The 15,489-nt window shown below is 62.6% G+C and carries 16 protein-coding genes; 9 read left to right on the top strand and 7 right to left on the bottom strand.

The features are described 5' to 3' along the window. Positions 1-26: 26 nt before the first annotated feature. The 4 genes from WDB88_RS04440 to WDB88_RS04425 all read left to right on the top strand — a co-directional run bounded on the left by WDB88_RS04440 (position 27) and on the right by WDB88_RS04425 (position 2,259). A complete protein-coding gene (locus WDB88_RS04440; RefSeq protein ID WP_339108998.1) occupies positions 27-728 on the top strand; it encodes an NAD-dependent deacylase in 702 nt (233 codons plus the stop codon). Positions 729-902: 174 nt separating this feature from the next. Next, the gene (gene rpmB / locus WDB88_RS04435; protein WP_339108997.1) at positions 903-1,190 is read left to right on the top strand and encodes a 50S ribosomal protein L28; all 288 of its coding nucleotides are present in this window, start codon (positions 903-905) and stop codon (positions 1,188-1,190) included. Between the two features lie 130 nt (positions 1,191-1,320). Then, entirely contained in the window at positions 1,321-1,671 is a 351-nt protein-coding gene (locus WDB88_RS04430) for a hypothetical protein (protein ID WP_339108996.1), read from the top strand. Positions 1,672-1,719: 48 nt separating this feature from the next. Continuing rightward, complete coding sequence (locus tag WDB88_RS04425) at positions 1,720-2,259, top strand: copper chaperone PCu(A)C (protein WP_339108995.1); 540 nt, start codon at positions 1,720-1,722, stop codon at positions 2,257-2,259. Between the two features lie 34 nt (positions 2,260-2,293). Here WDB88_RS04425 and meaB read toward each other — a convergent pair whose 3' ends face one another. Beyond that, the gene (gene meaB / locus WDB88_RS04420) at positions 2,294-3,271 is read right to left on the bottom strand and encodes a methylmalonyl Co-A mutase-associated GTPase MeaB (RefSeq protein WP_339108994.1); all 978 of its coding nucleotides are present in this window, start codon (positions 3,269-3,271) and stop codon (positions 2,294-2,296) included. A gap of 148 nt (positions 3,272-3,419) precedes the next feature. Here meaB and WDB88_RS04415 point away from each other — a divergent pair, with 148 nt between their 5' ends. Together WDB88_RS04415 and hrpB are read left to right on the top strand one after the other, a co-directional pair. Beyond that, positions 3,420-4,154 carry a DUF3108 domain-containing protein gene (locus tag WDB88_RS04415; RefSeq protein WP_339108993.1) on the top strand — a complete coding sequence of 245 codons (735 nt, stop codon included), beginning with the start codon at positions 3,420-3,422 and terminating at the stop codon, positions 4,152-4,154. A 4-nt stretch (positions 4,155-4,158) separates the two neighbouring features. Then, the gene (gene hrpB / locus WDB88_RS04410) at positions 4,159-6,594 is read left to right on the top strand and encodes an ATP-dependent helicase HrpB (protein WP_339108992.1); all 2,436 of its coding nucleotides are present in this window, start codon (positions 4,159-4,161) and stop codon (positions 6,592-6,594) included. Positions 6,595-6,623: 29 nt separating this feature from the next. Here the strand turns inward: hrpB and WDB88_RS04405 are convergent, their stop codons facing one another. Continuing rightward, the gene (locus tag WDB88_RS04405; RefSeq protein WP_339108991.1) at positions 6,624-8,507 is read right to left on the bottom strand and encodes a DEAD/DEAH box helicase; all 1,884 of its coding nucleotides are present in this window, start codon (positions 8,505-8,507) and stop codon (positions 6,624-6,626) included. Positions 8,508-8,623: 116 nt separating this feature from the next. Continuing rightward, positions 8,624-9,520 carry an oxygen-dependent coproporphyrinogen oxidase gene (gene hemF, locus WDB88_RS04400; protein WP_339108990.1) on the bottom strand — a complete coding sequence of 299 codons (897 nt, stop codon included), beginning with the start codon at positions 9,518-9,520 and terminating at the stop codon, positions 8,624-8,626. Positions 9,521-9,645: 125 nt separating this feature from the next. On the opposite strand from hemF, the gene WDB88_RS04395 reads away from it, so the two are divergent. After that, entirely contained in the window at positions 9,646-10,065 is a 420-nt protein-coding gene (locus tag WDB88_RS04395; RefSeq protein ID WP_339108989.1) for a hypothetical protein, read from the top strand. On the opposite strand, the gene WDB88_RS04390 is transcribed toward WDB88_RS04395, so the two are convergent. From WDB88_RS04390 to clpS, 3 genes are read right to left on the bottom strand one after another with little or no spacing between them, the layout of a single operon-like run. Then, on the bottom strand, positions 10,066-10,875 hold the full coding sequence (locus WDB88_RS04390) for an SDR family oxidoreductase (RefSeq protein WP_339108988.1): 810 nt from the start codon (positions 10,873-10,875) through the stop codon (positions 10,066-10,068). Between the two features lie 40 nt (positions 10,876-10,915). Then, positions 10,916-11,959 (bottom strand): class I SAM-dependent methyltransferase, encoded by a 1,044-nt coding sequence (locus WDB88_RS04385; protein WP_339108987.1) that lies wholly within the window; start codon positions 11,957-11,959, stop codon positions 10,916-10,918. Positions 11,960-11,984: 25 nt separating this feature from the next. Beyond that, on the bottom strand, positions 11,985-12,308 hold the full coding sequence (gene clpS / locus WDB88_RS04380) for an ATP-dependent Clp protease adapter ClpS (protein WP_339109469.1): 324 nt from the start codon (positions 12,306-12,308) through the stop codon (positions 11,985-11,987). Between the two features lie 170 nt (positions 12,309-12,478). On the opposite strand from clpS, the gene WDB88_RS04375 reads away from it, so the two are divergent. Both WDB88_RS04375 and WDB88_RS04370 read left to right on the top strand, forming a co-directional pair. Then, positions 12,479-13,171, top strand: coding sequence for an HAD family hydrolase (locus WDB88_RS04375; protein ID WP_339109468.1), 693 nt, complete (start codon positions 12,479-12,481; stop codon positions 13,169-13,171). Positions 13,172-13,437: 266 nt separating this feature from the next. Then, positions 13,438-15,060: a D-alanyl-D-alanine carboxypeptidase family protein gene (locus WDB88_RS04370; protein WP_339108986.1), complete on the top strand. Its 1,623-nt coding sequence runs from the start codon at positions 13,438-13,440 to the stop codon at positions 15,058-15,060. Positions 15,061-15,317: 257 nt separating this feature from the next. Here WDB88_RS04370 and ccoS read toward each other — a convergent pair whose 3' ends face one another. Then, a complete protein-coding gene (ccoS, locus tag WDB88_RS04365; protein WP_339108985.1) occupies positions 15,318-15,476 on the bottom strand; it encodes a cbb3-type cytochrome oxidase assembly protein CcoS in 159 nt (52 codons plus the stop codon). Positions 15,477-15,489 lie beyond the last annotated feature (13 nt).

The raw sequence follows: 15,489 nt of genomic DNA, 5'->3' as shown, positions 1-15,489 counted from the left end.
GGAGGACCCTAAAGCAGGAGAATACTATGGCCAAGCCCGTACAGAAGATCGTGATTCTCACCGGTGCCGGTATTTCCGCCGAAAGCGGCATCCGCACCTTCCGCGCGTCGGACGGGCTATGGGAAGATCACCGGATCGAGGATGTGGCCACGCCGGAAGGGTTCGAGGCCGACCCGGAGCTGGTGCATGAATTCTATAACATGCGCCGCGCGGCCTCCAGTGCCGCCCAGCCCAATGCCGCCCATATCGCGCTGGCCAGACTTGCGGCCGACCCGCGCTATGAGGTGCTGATTGTCACGCAGAATGTGGATGACCTGCATGAAAGAGGCGGTTCGCAAAATGTCATCCATATGCATGGCAGCCTGTATGGCGCGCTGTGCCATGCCTGCGGCGCACGCTGGCCCGCGCCCGAGGTGATGCAGGCCAGCACCCCCTGCCCCGAATGCGGCCAGCGCGCGACCCGCCCCGATATCGTCTGGTTCGGCGAGATGCCCTACCGCATGGACGAAATCTGGACGGCCCTGCGCGCCGCGGACCTGTTCGTCTCGATCGGGACCTCGGGCAATGTCTATCCGGCGGCGGGGTTCGTACAGGATGCTTCGCGGGCCGGAGTGGCCACGCTGGAACTGAACCTTGACCCCTCTTCGGGGACGTCACGTTTTGACGAATCCCGTCATGGTCCTGCCACAGAACTTGTGCCAGACTGGGTGGACAAGCTGCTGGCATAGGCAAACTGCGCAAAAACCTGCAGGGGAGGCGGCGTATTCAGCGATGAATCGCTTGACCTGAGCCGCATTTACTCGTATTTCCCGCGGACAGAATTCTGGGCGCTGCTCTTGCGGCGCCTTCATATGTTGCGAAAACGGGCGATCTTCGCCCATATGGAAACAAAGGATGATGCCATGTCGCGCGTTTGCGAACTAACCGGCAAAGGCCCGATGACGGGCAACACTGTAAGCCACGCGAACAACAAGTCGCGTCGCCGCTTCCTGCCGAACCTCAATGATGTAAGCCTGATCTCCGAGACCCTCGGTCAGTCGTTCAAGCTGCGCGTCTCGGCTCATGGCCTGCGCTCGGTCGACCACCGTGGCGGTCTGGATGCGTTCCTTGCCAAAGCAAAAGACGCAGACCTGTCGGTCAACGCTCTGAAAATCAAAAAGGCCATCGTCAAGGCACAGGCAGCAGCCTGATCCCTGCGATCCTGACGGATTACCGAACCCCGTGCCTCAGGCGCGGGGTTTTTCATTACGACGACACGGCCAAGTTGATTGAAATCATTTGGCCGGCAGGCTGGCACATCCTATAACCCGTTCCATGAGAATGCTGCGGCAACTGCCCTTTCTGATCCTTTTTCTGGCAGCTGTCTTCGCGCTGACCAGCGTTGAATTCGCGTCAGCACGTGGCCAGACCCGTGCGGCAGGCCAGATCGTGCTCTGTAGCGGTCAGGGGCTGGTCACTGTTACGGTCGACGCCAATGGCACGCCGATTCGCCATGTGAAGATCTGTCCGGATATGGCGTTGGCGCTTCTGGCATCGCTTGTACCGACAGCGCCGGCGCTTATCCGCCCCGAGGGTATGCACCGTTTCGCCCCTGCCCCGATCACGGCGCGCCTGCGCGGCACGCATTCCGTTCCTCCCAAAGCGCGCGATCCTCCTGCCTCGGTCGTCTGACATCCGTTTCTGTTACCGACACCCGACGCGATCTTTCAGGAGAGTTCCATGATCCGCTCTATGCTTCTGGCCGCCACGGCCACCCTTGCCTTTGGCCTGCCCGCTTTTGCTGATGGCATCCTTATCCATGACGCCTATATGCGCGTCTCTTCCCCCGTCGCCAAATCCGGCGCGGCCTTCATGACCATCGAGAACCAGTCCGACACCGCCGACCAGCTTGTTGCGGCGCATTCCGACATTGCCGACCGGACCGAGCTACATACCCATAAGGAAGCCGCCGACGGCATGATGCAGATGCTGGCCGTGCCGGAAGGATTCGCCATTCCGGCGCAGGGCACGCATGCGCTGGCCCGCGGGGGCGACCATATCATGTTCATGGGATTGAAAGCCCCGCTGAAAGAGGGCGATCATGTGCAGGTCGTGCTCGATTTCAAAAACGCCGATCCCGTCACGGTCGATATGCAAGTCACGATGGGCGAAGCCGGTATGGATCATAGCGCGATGCATGGTCAGAGCGCCATGCAGGGCCAGAACGCTATGCTGGGAATGTCGCATAGCGGCATGAACCATATGTCTCAGGGCAACTGACCCACCGCAAAGATGCGCCCTTCCGGGGCGCATCTCAGCCCAGCAGGTCCAGCATACTGGCGGCCGCCACCGCAGGCGCGGTCCGGCCCTGCGCGACCTGATCCCCCAATCCGGCCATCTTCGCACGGATCTCGGGGTCGGTGCGAAGGCGGGCAAGCAACCCCTCACGCACCTCGGCCTCGAACCAGTGGCGGGCCTGCTCGGCGCGGCGGCTGGCAAAGAACCCCTCCTCCTTGCGCCACTGCGCCAAGGCGCAGATCTCGTCCCATGCTTTTTCCAGCCCCGCCTCTTCCAGCGCGGAAACCGCCATCGCCTTGGGAAAGCCTTCGGGATCTTGCGGGCGCTTGCGCAAAAGCCGCAGCGCACCGGCATAATCGGCCACCGTGCGCATTGCCGTCATCTTCAGGTCCCCATCCGCCTTATTCACCAAGAGGATGTCGGCCATCTCCATGATGCCGCGTTTGACGCCCTGCAATTCATCGCCCCCCGCAGGGGCCATCAGCAGCACGAAAAGATCGACCATATCGGCCACCAGCGTCTCGGACTGCCCCACCCCGACCGTCTCGATCAGGATCAGGTCGAAGCCCGCCGCCTCGCACAGCAGGATCGCCTCGCGGGTGCGCCGCGCCACGCCCCCCAGATGCGCCTGCGACGGCGAGGGGCGGATAAAGGCGTTGGGGTCGCGCGAGAGCTGCTCCATCCGCGTCTTGTCGCCAAGGATCGACCCGCCCGAACGCGCCGAAGACGGGTCCACCGCCAGCACGGCCACCTTCTTGCCCTGCCCTGTCAGCATCAGACCGAAGCTCTCGATAAAGGTCGATTTGCCCACACCGGGCGTGCCCGAAAGCCCGACCCGCAGCGCGGCGCCCTGACCGGCCAGCATATCCAGCAGCCGCAAGGCCTCGGCCCGATGGTCGGCACGGTTCGATTCGATCAAGGTAATGCCACGCGCCAAAGCGCGCCTGTCACCCGCAAGAATTCCCTGAGCCAGATCCTCGGCGGTATTGCGCATAGCTTTCCTCCCATCGGCCAATCGTCGCTACCAAGCGTAAAGATGTGAGCATGTGTGAAACGCTCTCTGTTTCTTGCATCGCGCAAAAGGTATATGTCCAGCCCATAGCCGAAAGGGCTGCAGATTTCGTCACGACGAAAGGACCATCATGAGATCACGGATTGCGCGCAAAATCGGCCTCGCCACAACACTGGCCCTGCTGGCCTTCGGGCAGATGGCACGGGCCGACCAGAGCGACCAGATCGTGTTCGATGTGCAGCTCAAGGGGCTGAAAGCGGGCGAATTGCTGATCAATGGCAAGGTCGAGAATAACGGCTACGGGGCCAATGGCACATTGCAGACCTCGGGCCTGCTGGGGTTCCTGCGCAAGCTGCGCTATGATGCCACCACCAGCGGACATATCACCGGCAGCCGCTTCACCCCGACCCGCTATGTCGAAAAAGCCGACACCCCCGACCGCGACCGCGTCTCCACGATGGTCTATAACCGCGGCACGCCGATTTCGGTCAGTCAGGAGCCGCCGCGCAAGCCCCGCAGCACCGATCTGGACCCGACCCGGCAGCATGGCACGGTTGATCCGCTGACCGCGCTTTATTCGGTGCTGCGCTCGGTGACCCCCGATGAGGCCTGCAACCGCTCCGAGCAGATCTTTGATGGCACCCGCCGCAGTCAGGTCACGCTGAATGCGCCGCAAAAGCAGGGCAATACCGTGGTCTGCACCGGCGAATACCGCCGCCTTGCGGGGTTCTCGAAATCGGACATGGCCAAGAAATCCGTCTTCCCCTTCACGCTGACCTATAGCCCGACGGGCAACGGGCGGCTGGAAGTGACCGAGATCACCACCGACACGATCTATGGCGAAGGCCGTCTGAAACGGCGCTGATCCCGTGACCCGCCTGCCGATAGACACCGTCCTGCCCGAGCTGCAACAGGCCATCGCCCGCGAGGGTCGCGCCGTCCTGATGGCGCCGCCCGGGGCGGGCAAAACCACGCGGGTTCCTCTGGCGCTGATGGATCAGGTCGAGGGCCGCATCCTGATGCTTGAACCCCGCCGTCTGGCCGCCCGCGCCGCCGCCGAGCGCATGGCCGACACTTTGGGCGAAACGGTAGGCCAGACCGTGGGCTACCGCATCCGTGGCGAGGCGAAGGTGTCGAAGACCACCCGTATCGAGGTGGTCACCGAGGGCATCCTGACCCGCATGATCCAATCCGACCCCGAGCTTTCGGGCGTGGGCTGTGTGATCTTTGACGAATTCCATGAACGCTCACTGAATGCCGATCTGGGGCTGGCCCTGGTTTGGGAGGTGCGCGGCGCGCTGCGCGACGATCTGGCGGTGGTGGTGATGTCGGCCACGCTGGACGCGGGTCCGGTGGCAGCCATGCTGGAGGATGCGCCGGTGGTGGTGTCGGAAGGCCGCGCCTTTCCGGTAGAAACCCGCTGGCTGGACCGCCCCGTAGACCGGACGATGCGCTTTGAACCTGCGCTTGCGGGGCTGATTGAACAGGCCGCCGCCGAGACCACAGGCAGTATCCTTGCCTTCCTTCCGGGAGAAGGCGAAATCCGCCGTGTCGAGGGTCTGCTGGCAGGCCGTCTCCCCTCCGATGTGACCATCCGCCCGCTCTTTGGCGCAATGGAATTTGCCGCGCAACGTGCCGCGATCGAACCTGCCAAGACGGGGCGTAAACTGGTGCTGGCGACCTCGATTGCCGAGACCTCGCTGACCATTCAGGACGTGCGCGTGGTGATCGACGGGGGCCGCGCCCGCCGGATGCGCTTTGACGCGGGTTCGGGCATGGCGCGTCTGGTGACCGAACCCGTCAGCCGCGCCGAGGCCGAACAGCGTCGGGGCCGTGCGGGCCGCGTGGCCGAGGGCATCTGCTACCGCCTCTGGACCAAAGGTGCCGAAGGGGCGCTGCCCGCCTTCCCCCCTGCCGAAATCGAGGTGGCCGATCTGTCGGGCCTTGCGCTGGAGCTGGCGCAATGGGGGTCTGACGGCAGCGATCTGGCCTTTCTGACGCCGCCTCCCGCGCCTGCGCTGGCCGAGGCGCGGAGCCTGCTGGAAGGTCTGGGCGCGCTGGAGGGCATCAGCCTGACGCCCCACGGGCAGGCTTTAGCCCGCCTGCCGCTACATCCGCGCCTTGGCCATATGCTGCTGAAGGCGGGCCAAGGTGCCGCCGATCTGGCCGCGCTTCTGGCCGAACGTGACCCTCTGCGCGGGGCGCCTGCCGATCTGACCCTGCGCCTGAAGGCGGTGCGCGACCCGAAGGGCTTTGCCGCCGATCATCCTTGGCAGCCCCATCGCGGCACGGTGGAACGTATCCGCCAAGAGGCCCGCCGTCTGGCGAAGATGGTCGATCATAGCACAGCACTAGAGCCCGCCGAGATGGCAGCGCTTGCCTATCCCGACCGCGTGGGGCTACGCCGTTCTGGCGATCAGCCGCGCTATGTGCTGTCGGGGGGCAAAGGGGTGCAGGTGGCCGATGGCGACCCGCTTGGCTCGGCCCGCCTGATCGTTGCCACCGATACCAATGGCGACCCGCGCGAGGCCATGCTGCGCCAAGGCACCCAGATTTCCGAGGCACAGATCCGCGGGCTGTTTAGCGAGAAGATCCAATGGGTTGATCTTTGCGAATGGTCGCGCCGCGAGGGCCGTGTGGTCGCCCGCAAGCAGGAGCGTTTCGGCGCTTTGGTGCTGGATGACCGGATCTGGAAAGACGCCCCGCGCGAGGCGATTGCCCGTGGGGCGCTGGACGGTATCCGCCAGATCGGCCTGCCCTTCACCGATGCCGCGCGGCGCTTTCAGGCGCGTGTGCAACTGCTGCACCAAGAGGGCGCAGAGCTTCCCGCCTTTGACGACGCTTCCCTGATGGAACGCGCCGAGGACTGGCTTCTGCCCTATCTGGGTGGCAAGCGGACCGAAACCGACCTGCGCAAGATGGATATCACCGACGCCCTGCGCGGCCGTCTTGATTGGGAACAGCTACAACTGGTCGACCGCCTTGCGCCCGCGCATTTCGAGACGCCTCTTGGGCGGCGCGTGCCCATCGACTATGGCGGCGAACATCCCGGCATCGAGATCCGCCTGCAGGAGATGTTCGGCGTGACGGCCCATCCCAGCATCGGCCCCAAACGCCTGCCGCTGCGGGTGACGCTTCTATCGCCCGGCCATAAGCCGATACAGGTGACGCTGGATATTCCGGGCTTCTGGGACGGGTCCTATGCGGATGTGCGCAAGGATATGCGCGGGCGCTACCCCAAACACCCTTGGCCCGAAAACCCGCGCGAGGCCGACCCGACGCTGCGTGCCAAACCCCGAAACTGAAAAGGCGGCCCCGAGAGGCCGCCCTTTTATTACTTCTTGCCAGGCTTGCCGTATTTGGCTTTCGGCTTGCCCTTATCCTTGGGGTTCGGCTTGTCTTTGAAGGACTTGCCGGCGGGCTTGCTGAACTTGCCCGCTTTCCCTTCGCCCGCTTCGTCGCGGCTTTTCCACGACTTGCGCGGCGCGCCATCGTCAGAACCACCCTTGCGATGCGGCTTCTTGAACTCGCGGTCGCCACGATCACCACGGTCCCCAAAATCACGGCGCGGGCCGCCCGGCTTGCGGTCCCATTTCGCGGGGCGCGGGTTCGGGCGGTCAAGACCCTCGGGGGCTTTGTCCAGCACATCCACACCGCATTTATCCTCCAGCGACCGCTCGGGGCCGACAGATTGCAGGAAGCGGTCGGCCGCATCAGCATGGATCTGCACGAAGGTATGGTCGTTCATGATACGGATCGCACCGATGTCACGGCGGGTCAGATCGCCCGCGCGGCAAAGCATCGGCAAGAGCCATTTCGGATCGGTGCCGCTGTCACGGCCCATCGACAGGCGCATCCAGGTCGAGCGCTCGAACTCGACCTTCGCACGCGGTTTCGGCCCGTCCACGCTGATCGGGGTGATATCTTCCGGCGCGGAACGCCCCGCAATGAAGGCACGCGCCACGGCTGCGGCCAGTTCGGTTGCGTCGAACCGTTTGAGCAGCGCCTGAACCGCCTCTTTCTCGTCGTCCTGAATGGGCTCGACCAGCGACGGCTGTTCCAGCATCCGCACACGATCCCGCTCCAGCACTTCCTCGGCCGAGGGCGCGGGTGCCCAGTCTGCGGTGAGGTTGGCGAATTTCAACAGGCGCTCGGCCTTGGCCTTGATGTTGATCGGCACGACCAGAGCGGACACACCCTTGGAGCCCGCACGCCCCGTCCGGCCAGACCGGTGCAGAAGCGCCTCTTTGTTCTGCGGCAGATCGGCATGGATCACCAGTTCCAGACCCGGAAGGTCGATCCCGCGTGCGGCCACATCGGTGGCGATACAGACGCGGGCACGGCCATCGCGCATCATCTGCAGCGCGCGCGAACGTTCTTCCTGGCTGAGCTCGCCCGACAGAGCCACCACGGCAAAGCCACGGTTCAGCAGCTTGGTCGTCAGATGGGTCACCATCGCGCGGGTGCCACAGAAGACAATCGCGTTGCGGGCCTCGTAGAAGCGCAGCAGGTTGATGATGGCGTTCTCGCGATCCGAACGGTCCACGACCAGCGCGCGATACTCGATATCGCTGTGCTGTGCCTTGCGATCGATGGTCGAGATCCGCTGCGCATCCTTCTGGAAGGTGCCAGCCAGACGCTCGATCTCGGGCGAAACCGTGGCCGAGAACATCAGCGTGCGACGCTCTTCGGGGGCTTCGTTCAGAATGAATTCCAGATCCTCGCGGAAGCCCAGATCCAGCATCTCGTCGGCCTCGTCCAGAACCGCAACCTGCAGCTCCGACAGGTCCAGCGCACCACGGCGGATGTGGTCGCAAATACGGCCCGGCGTCCCCACGACGATATGCGCCCCGCGTTCCAGCGCACGGCGTTCGTTGCGCGGGTCCATACCGCCAACCGCGCCTGCGATGATCATGCCAGCGGCGCCATAGAGCCATTCGAATTCGCGTTTCACCTGCAGCGCCAGCTCGCGCGTCGGCGCGATCACGATGGCACGCGGCACATCGGCGCGGGTAGGCACACCCTCGGCCAGAAGCTGCGCCGACATCGCCAGACCGAAGGCCACGGTTTTCCCCGAGCCGGTCTGCGCCGATACCAGAAGGTCTTTCTCCGCCAGAGCAGGGTCACCCACAGCGGTTTGCACGGGGGTGAGGGTTTCGTAGCCTTTCTTCTCCAGCGCGGAGGCAAGCGCGGGGTGAATGGCGATATCAATGCTCATGGCGGGGACTTTCGGGTCTGGAATGGAACGGGCGCACTCAACTGCGGCGCAAGGAGCGGCTCATACGCCCTTTGCGGCCTTCTGTATAGGGGGAATCTGCGCCTTTGGTTACGCGCTCACACCCATTTGGCTATCGGCGGAAGGCTCATCAAGACCGCATCGGCATTGTGACCGGTTTCCAGACCGAACTTCGTTCCCCGATCGTAGACCAGATTATATTCGGCATAAAGCCCGCGATGGATAAATTGCGCCTCGCGGTCGGCATCGGTCCAGGGCTGGTTGCGGCGTTTTTCGGTCACCGGCAGGAAGGCCTTGAGGAAAGCGCGGCCCACATCCTGCGTAAAGGCGAAATCCTTGGCCCAATCGCCGGTGTTCAGATCGTCATAGAAGATGCCGCCCACACCACGGGCGCGATTGCGGTGCGGAATATAGAAATACTCATCCGCCCAGTCCTTGAACCGCGGGTAGTAGCTTGCGTCATGCCCGTCGCAGGCCGCCTTGAGTGCCGCGTGGAATTCGGCGGTGTCCTCGTCATATTCGATACAGGGGTTCAGATCCGCCCCACCCCCAAACCACCATGCCCCCGGCGTCCAGAACATTCGCGTATTCATATGCACCGCAGGGGTTTGCGGGTTCTGCATATGCGCCACAAGGCTGATCCCCGAGGCCCAGAAGCGCGGGTCATCCGCCATGCCCGGCACGCCACGCGCGGCCATCGCCTTTTGCGCGCGCTCGCCCAATGTGCCCCAGACGGTCGAGATATTGACGCCCACCTTCTCGAAGACACGGCCCCCGCGCATGACGCTCATCTTGCCGCCGCCGTGGTCCTCGCCATCGGGGCCTGTGCGGACGGTGGGCGTGACCTCGAAACGGCCTGCGGGCGCTTCGGCATGGGGGCCCGTGACCTGACTGTCCTCCAGCCCTTCGAACGCGGCCACGATCTTGTCGCGCAAATCGGAAAACCACTGGCTGGCGCGGGCTTTTTCGTCTTCGAACAGGGGCTGGTCGGTCATGGGGTCTCCTTTTCCTGCCCGCAGTCTTAGCGGGCCGCAGCGGCAGGAGCAAATAGCAGTTTGGTGCAAAGCCCCCTAGCCGACCGCAGAGGCAGAAGCTAAGCTGATGGCCGGAGGAGGATCCCATGACCCGCATTTTCACCCCCGCCCTGCTTGGCCTGAGCGCCCTTGGCCTGCTGGCCGCCTGCGGCACCCCGCAGGAGCGCTGCATCAACCGCTCCACCAAGGAAATCCGCGTGCTGAACGGGCTTCTGGAAGAGGTGAACGGCAATCTGGCACGCGGCTATGCGTGGGAAAGCTATGAGGTCGAGCGCCAGCATTTCGGGATATGCGGCTATGAAACGCATGAAACAAAAGACGGCAAGAAGATCCGCCGTCCTGTCCATTGCTGGAAAGAGGTCACCGAGACATTGCAACGCCGCGTGCCGATCGATCCGGCCTCCGAGACGCGCAAACGTGACGGGCTGGTGGCCAAGATCCAATCGCTCGAGCCGCAGGCGCGCGCGAATATCGCCGCCTGCAAGGCAACCTACCCCGAAGAGTGATCAGAAAACCGGAACCTGCACCGCATCCAGCAACCCGCGCCCGCCGTCGATGCGGATGATCTGGCCGGTGGTAAAGCTGGCGCCCGAGGATGCCAGAAACTGCACCGTCTCGGCCAGTTCATTCGGCGCGGCGATCCGGCCCAAGGGCGTGCCCTCGATGATCTCTTCGCGCCATTCGGCGTTTTCCTTCAGAGCGTCCTGCAAAGAGCGGCTCATGACAGAGGCAAAGCTGACCCCGTTTACCCGAATGCGATGCGGCGCCAAAGCCACGGCCAGCCCGCGCACCGCCTGTTCCTGCGCCGCACAGGCGATGGAATAGGCCAGAGTTTCGGGCTGCGAGCGCGTCGAGGCCAGCGTCGAGATATTGATGATCGACCCGATCTCGCCCTCGGTGCGCCCGTCTTTCTCGGCCTGCGCAATCATACGCTTGGCGGTCAGCTGGGAAATCCGCAGCGAGGATTTCATATTCTGCTGCAGCATGTCATCCAGCACGCTCTGGTCAGGGTCCAGCGGGTCGCAGGGCGTGAAGCAGCGGTTGGTATTGACCAGAATATCCACCCGATCAAAGGCATCGATGGTCGCCGACAGAAGATTCGCCACATTCAGCTTCTGGCACAGATCACCGGCAAAAGTCCGCACCGGCCCCTCGGATGTGTCGGTATCGGCGAACTCGTCCTTCAGACGGCTTTCGTCGATATCGGCAAACATCACATTGGCCCCGCGATCCACGAAATGGCGCGCAATGGCAAGCCCGATCCCGTGGGCCGCGCCCGTCACAATGGCGGTCTTGCCGGAAATGGAAAGCGACATGCAGTCTCCTGCGGAGTGGTTGAAGCAAAGACGCGGCCGGTTAGCGGCCGCGTTTGGTCTGAGTATCGGCCTTTGCGGCCTGCGATTTGCTCACCTGCGATTTCGTCAGGGGCTTTTCCGCGAAGAACAGTTTGAACTGCGCATTGCCGCCGATTTCCTCGACATGGTGGAAGACCTGCCGCAGCGTGTCTTCATAGGGAAGATGGCGGTTGGCCACCATCCAGAGCTTGCCCGAAAGCGACAACATAGAGGCCGCTTTGCGGATAAAGGCCTGCCCGAGGTTCGGATCCCCCGCATGGCCCACATGGAAGGGCGGGTTCATAATGATACCGGAATAGCGGGCGGCAGGCTCGTAGCCCGTGACATCCTCCCAATGGAAGCTGGCACGCGGGTCGGTGATATTGCGCTTGGCGCAGTCGAGGGCGGCGTAATCGGCCTCGACCAGATCCAGCGTCTCAACGCCCTCACGCGCAAGGATCTGCGCCGACAGCCAGCCCCAGCCCGCGCCCAGATCGGCCAGACGCGCCGGAAGGCGGCCCGGCAGCGCCTGCGCCAGAAGGGCCGAACCCGCATCAACCTTATCCGCCGAGAACACGCCGGGGGTGGTAACAAAGCCCTCGGTAGGGGTTTGCGCCTGCACGACCCAATCAGCCAGAGCCCCACGGCGCGCGGCAAAGCGGAACACCTTCCCATGCGCCTTGGCAATCGCCGCCGAGGGCGCCACCAGAGGCTTGAGCGATTTCAGAACCGAATCCACACCGTCATTCTTGGCGCCATCCACCACGATCATCCCGCCGCCGATCACCAGATCGCATAGGCGTGCCAAAGCGTTGCGGGCCTCCTGCTTGGCGCGGGGCAGAAAGATCACCGCCGCCGCATAGTCAGATGACTGCGGCGCGGGGCTAACGGCAAAGCCACGCGCGGATAGCCCCGCGTGATCGGGCGCAAAGCCCTGTACCAGCTCCAGCCGGTCCTTCGGCAGATCGGAGAGATCGGTTTCGGCCAGAGCGCCGATCACAAGGATCGTGCCGTCCTCCGGCAGGGGCGCCTGTTCCAGCGCCAGCGAAAGTCTGGGATGTGTCATGGGGTCGCGTCGCGGAGATCCGCGCTCATTCCTTTTCCATCGTGCATTGCAGCGGGTGCTGATGGCGGCGCGCAAAATCCATGACCTGCGCAACCTTGGTCTCGGCGATCTCGAAGGAGAACACGCCAACAACCGCCAGACCCTTTTTATGCACGGTCAACATAATCTCGAAGGCCTGCGCATGATTGAGGCCGAAGAACCGCTCGAGGATATGCACCACGAACTCCATCGGAGTGTAATCATCATTCAGCAGCATCACCTTATACATCGGAGGCTTACGGGTTTTCGGCCGCGTTTTCGTAGCAAGGCCGGCATCGCCGTCATTGCCATTTTCATCATCGGCCATCATGCTGAAGGGCTTGAAGTCGCCTGTCATCATCGCTTTCCCGGGTTCCGAACATCTCAGGTCTCGTGGCGAATATAGGAAGACGGGGGCGGAAGGAAACCCCTTCTGCCTCTGCTCGCAATTCGAACGTTAAACTCTGACCTTACAATAGGGAGTAAATAGTGCCGCTGACAATGCTGGGTTTCGACGCCGATGACACGCTTTGGCAAAATGCGAGGTTCTTCCGGCTCACACAGGAGCGATTTGCCGAATTGATGGGCGAATTTGTCGAGAAGCCCCATCTGGACGCGCGGCTTCTGGCGGCAGAGCGCCGCAACATCGGGCGCTATGGCTTTGGCGTCAAAGGGTTTACATTGTCGATGATCGAAACCGCCATCGAGGTTTCCGAGGCCCGCGTCGATGCCACAGTGATCGCCGAATTGTTGCAGGCAGGGCGCGAGATGCTGGCCCATCCCATCGAATTGCTGCCCCATGTCGAAGACACGATTGCCACGCTCAGCCAGGATCACAAACTTGTCCTGATCACCAAAGGCGATCTTCTCGATCAGGAACGCAAATTGGCGCAATCGGGGCTGGGCCCCTATTTTCAGGCGGTCGAGGTGGTTTCGGAGAAAACCGCCGCAACCTATACCCGCCTCTTCAACCGTCACGGGCGCGGGGCAACCAACGGCGTGATGGTTGGAAATTCAATGAAATCAGACATCCTGCCGATGCTTCAGGCAGGCGGCCATGCGGTCCACATTCCCGATGGTGCACAGCCCTGGGCGCTGGATCATGCCGAACCGCCCGAGTCCCATCCTCGACTCACCACGCTTGGCTCTATGGCGAATCTGGTGGAGTCGATCCGCATTATCACGCGCCCGTGAATGAATGTGAGTAAAAACCTCTCACAGGCGCGTGAAAAATGATTAACTGCCGTAAGGGAATGGAGTGTTAAGGAAGGGTTAATGGCACAATATAATGCGCATATTGTCGCCATGCCACCTACATGATGTGGTGATGCAAGAAAACCGCAGTAAAGGTGACTGAAACTTCCCAATTTTCACAAACGATTCCGCGTGTTATCGTTCTTTCCATAAGCCCCACTTTAAAATCAAACCGGGGCACCGAGGCAGATATAAGGATAAGAACCGTGACCACGCTTTTGCGCTGGATCCGAGCAGGAGTTTGCGCGTTCTTCACATTGTTGCTTTTGCCGTTGGCTGTGTATGCCGCGCCCTATGCAGCCTATGTGATGGACATGCGCTCTGGTGAGGTCCTCTACGAGAAAAACGCCGACACGCGACTCTACCCTGCGTCATTGACCAAAATGATGACGCTCTACATCGCCTTTCAGGCTATCGAAGCCGGTGAGGTCAGTCTGGATTCCGAAATCACCGTGTCGCAAAATGCGGCCTCCCAGCCCCCGTCACGGCTGGGGCTGCGCGCCGGTCAGAAAATCAAGCTGCGCTATCTGATCCGTGCAGCGGCGATCAAATCGGCGAATGACGCGGCCTCGGCCATCGGGGACGCGCTTGGCGGCAACGAGGCCAACTGGGCCGCACGGATGACCGCCACCGCCAAATCGCTTGGCATGAAAAATTCGACCTTTCTCAATGCCAACGGCCTGACCCGCAAGGGGCATATGTCGACCGCCCATGACATGACCATTCTCGGGCGTCATTTGTTTTATGATTTCCCGCAATATTACAACATCTTCTCGCGCCGTTCTGCCGATGCCGGCATGAAGACCGTCTATTCGACCAACCGCCGCTTCCTTGACGCCTATAAAGGCGCGGACGGCATCAAGACCGGTTACACCGTGGCTGCGGGTTTCAACCTCTGTGCTTCGGCGCAGCGCGGCGACGAGCGGATCATCGCAACCATCTTCGGCGGCACCTCGACCGCACAGCGGAATGCGAAAATGGCGGAACTGCTGGATCTGGGCTTCAAACGGGTTCAGGACCACAGCCCCGTCAACAAGCCCAACGCGCCCGATATGATCGAGCTGAACCAACCCAGTGCCGGTATGCTGGTGGCCAGCGCGCCCATGCAAAGCAGCCCGCGCCCGCAATCGCGTCCCGGTGTGGCAACCCATGATGCGGATGCTATCGCAGCCGCCGTGGCCGTGGCCAATGCCGCCCCTGCGGTGGACACGGAGGCCGTGGAAGACGCCGTGGCAATGGCTTCGACCGATGGTCTGGAAGCCAGCCCACGTCCGGTCTCGGCCCCCAATCGCAGCTTCGCCACTGCCAAACCCGTCGACGAGAGCGAGGATCTGGCAGGCGAGGAAGTCCAGATGGCCAGCGTTCAGGACAGCGCCGACGAAGAGGACGAGGCGCAGTTTGCAGGCGAGATCGCACAGGGCGACACCGATCCGGGTGGTCCTATCTTCCAGCAGACCAGCAAACCGCAGCCGGAAACTCTGGCGATGATGGGCAAGGGCAAGAAATCCGATACGGTGATTCTGGCCGCTCTGAACCCGCCGCAGGCAAGCGCCTCGGAGACGCCGCGTGTCGTGGCGCGTGCGTCCAGCTCGGGCGGGCGGAACTGGGGCGTGACACTGGGATTGAAGAATTCCGAATTCCACGCCCAGCAGGACATGCTGAAAGTGGCGCTGATGGAAAGCGACACCTTGGGCGATGCCCTACGCAAAGTGGTCAAGCGCAAGCTCGGTTACGAGGCCACCTTTGTCGGCATGAGCCAGCAACAGGCCAGCCTTGCCTGCGCCCGTCTGGCCGCACGCAGCATGGAATGCGGCGTCGTCGGCCCCTGAAGCCACTCTTCTATCTGCCTAATCTCACGGACTGCATCCCTGATGCGGTCCGTTTTTCTTTGGTCCCCTGACGGCGCGTGCCCTTTCACGGCGCAAAGGGGGCTCTGTGCCGGTGGACCTTGTGAGGACGGTGGGGCGGGCACATTGCGGCGCGCCATTGATCCGCAGCACGCATATGCAAAAACCGCCGACAGGACGGCGGCTTTATCGCGGCAGGCACCCTTGCCCTTGGCTGACGGCCCGCGCAAGTCCCGAGACTAGCCCTTGGGATGATCATCCCACGCGGTCGACAGGATACGTTCGGCATCGCCTTTCGGGTCTTCGAACTGGCGGCTTTTCAGCGCCCAGAAAAAGGCCAGCAGGCCCACGCCGCCGAGGAAAAGGGAAATCGGAATCAGAAATCCGAGGATCGACATTAAACCCGCCTTT

The sequence above is a fragment of the Thioclava sp. GXIMD4216 genome, from assembly GCF_037949285.1.
GTDB lineage: Bacteria > Pseudomonadota > Alphaproteobacteria > Rhodobacterales > Rhodobacteraceae > Thioclava > Thioclava litoralis.
This window is presented reverse-complemented; position numbering and strand designations above follow the sequence as displayed.

Excerpts from the sequence above, each read along its gene's own strand:
- WDB88_RS04440 (WP_339108998.1), top strand. The coding sequence starts at position 27 with ATGGCCAAGCCCGTACAGAAGATCGTGATTCTCACCGGTGCCGGTATT.
- rpmB (WP_339108997.1), top strand. The coding sequence starts at position 903 with ATGTCGCGCGTTTGCGAACTAACCGGCAAAGGCCCGATGACGGGCAAC.
- WDB88_RS04430 (WP_339108996.1), top strand. The coding sequence starts at position 1,321 with ATGCTGCGGCAACTGCCCTTTCTGATCCTTTTTCTGGCAGCTGTCTTC.
- WDB88_RS04425 (WP_339108995.1), top strand. The coding sequence starts at position 1,720 with ATGATCCGCTCTATGCTTCTGGCCGCCACGGCCACCCTTGCCTTTGGC.
- meaB (WP_339108994.1), bottom strand. The coding sequence starts at position 3,271 with ATGCGCAATACCGCCGAGGATCTGGCTCAGGGAATTCTTGCGGGTGAC.
- WDB88_RS04415 (WP_339108993.1), top strand. The coding sequence starts at position 3,420 with ATGAGATCACGGATTGCGCGCAAAATCGGCCTCGCCACAACACTGGCC.
- WDB88_RS04405 (WP_339108991.1), bottom strand. The coding sequence starts at position 8,507 with ATGAGCATTGATATCGCCATTCACCCCGCGCTTGCCTCCGCGCTGGAG.
- hemF (WP_339108990.1), bottom strand. The coding sequence starts at position 9,520 with ATGACCGACCAGCCCCTGTTCGAAGACGAAAAAGCCCGCGCCAGCCAG.
- WDB88_RS04395 (WP_339108989.1), top strand. The coding sequence starts at position 9,646 with ATGACCCGCATTTTCACCCCCGCCCTGCTTGGCCTGAGCGCCCTTGGC.
- WDB88_RS04390 (WP_339108988.1), bottom strand. The coding sequence starts at position 10,875 with ATGTCGCTTTCCATTTCCGGCAAGACCGCCATTGTGACGGGCGCGGCC.
- WDB88_RS04385 (WP_339108987.1), bottom strand. The coding sequence starts at position 11,959 with ATGACACATCCCAGACTTTCGCTGGCGCTGGAACAGGCGCCCCTGCCG.
- clpS (WP_339109469.1), bottom strand. The coding sequence starts at position 12,308 with ATGATGGCCGATGATGAAAATGGCAATGACGGCGATGCCGGCCTTGCT.
- WDB88_RS04375 (WP_339109468.1), top strand. The coding sequence starts at position 12,479 with ATGCTGGGTTTCGACGCCGATGACACGCTTTGGCAAAATGCGAGGTTC.
- ccoS (WP_339108985.1), bottom strand. The coding sequence starts at position 15,476 with ATGTCGATCCTCGGATTTCTGATTCCGATTTCCCTTTTCCTCGGCGGC.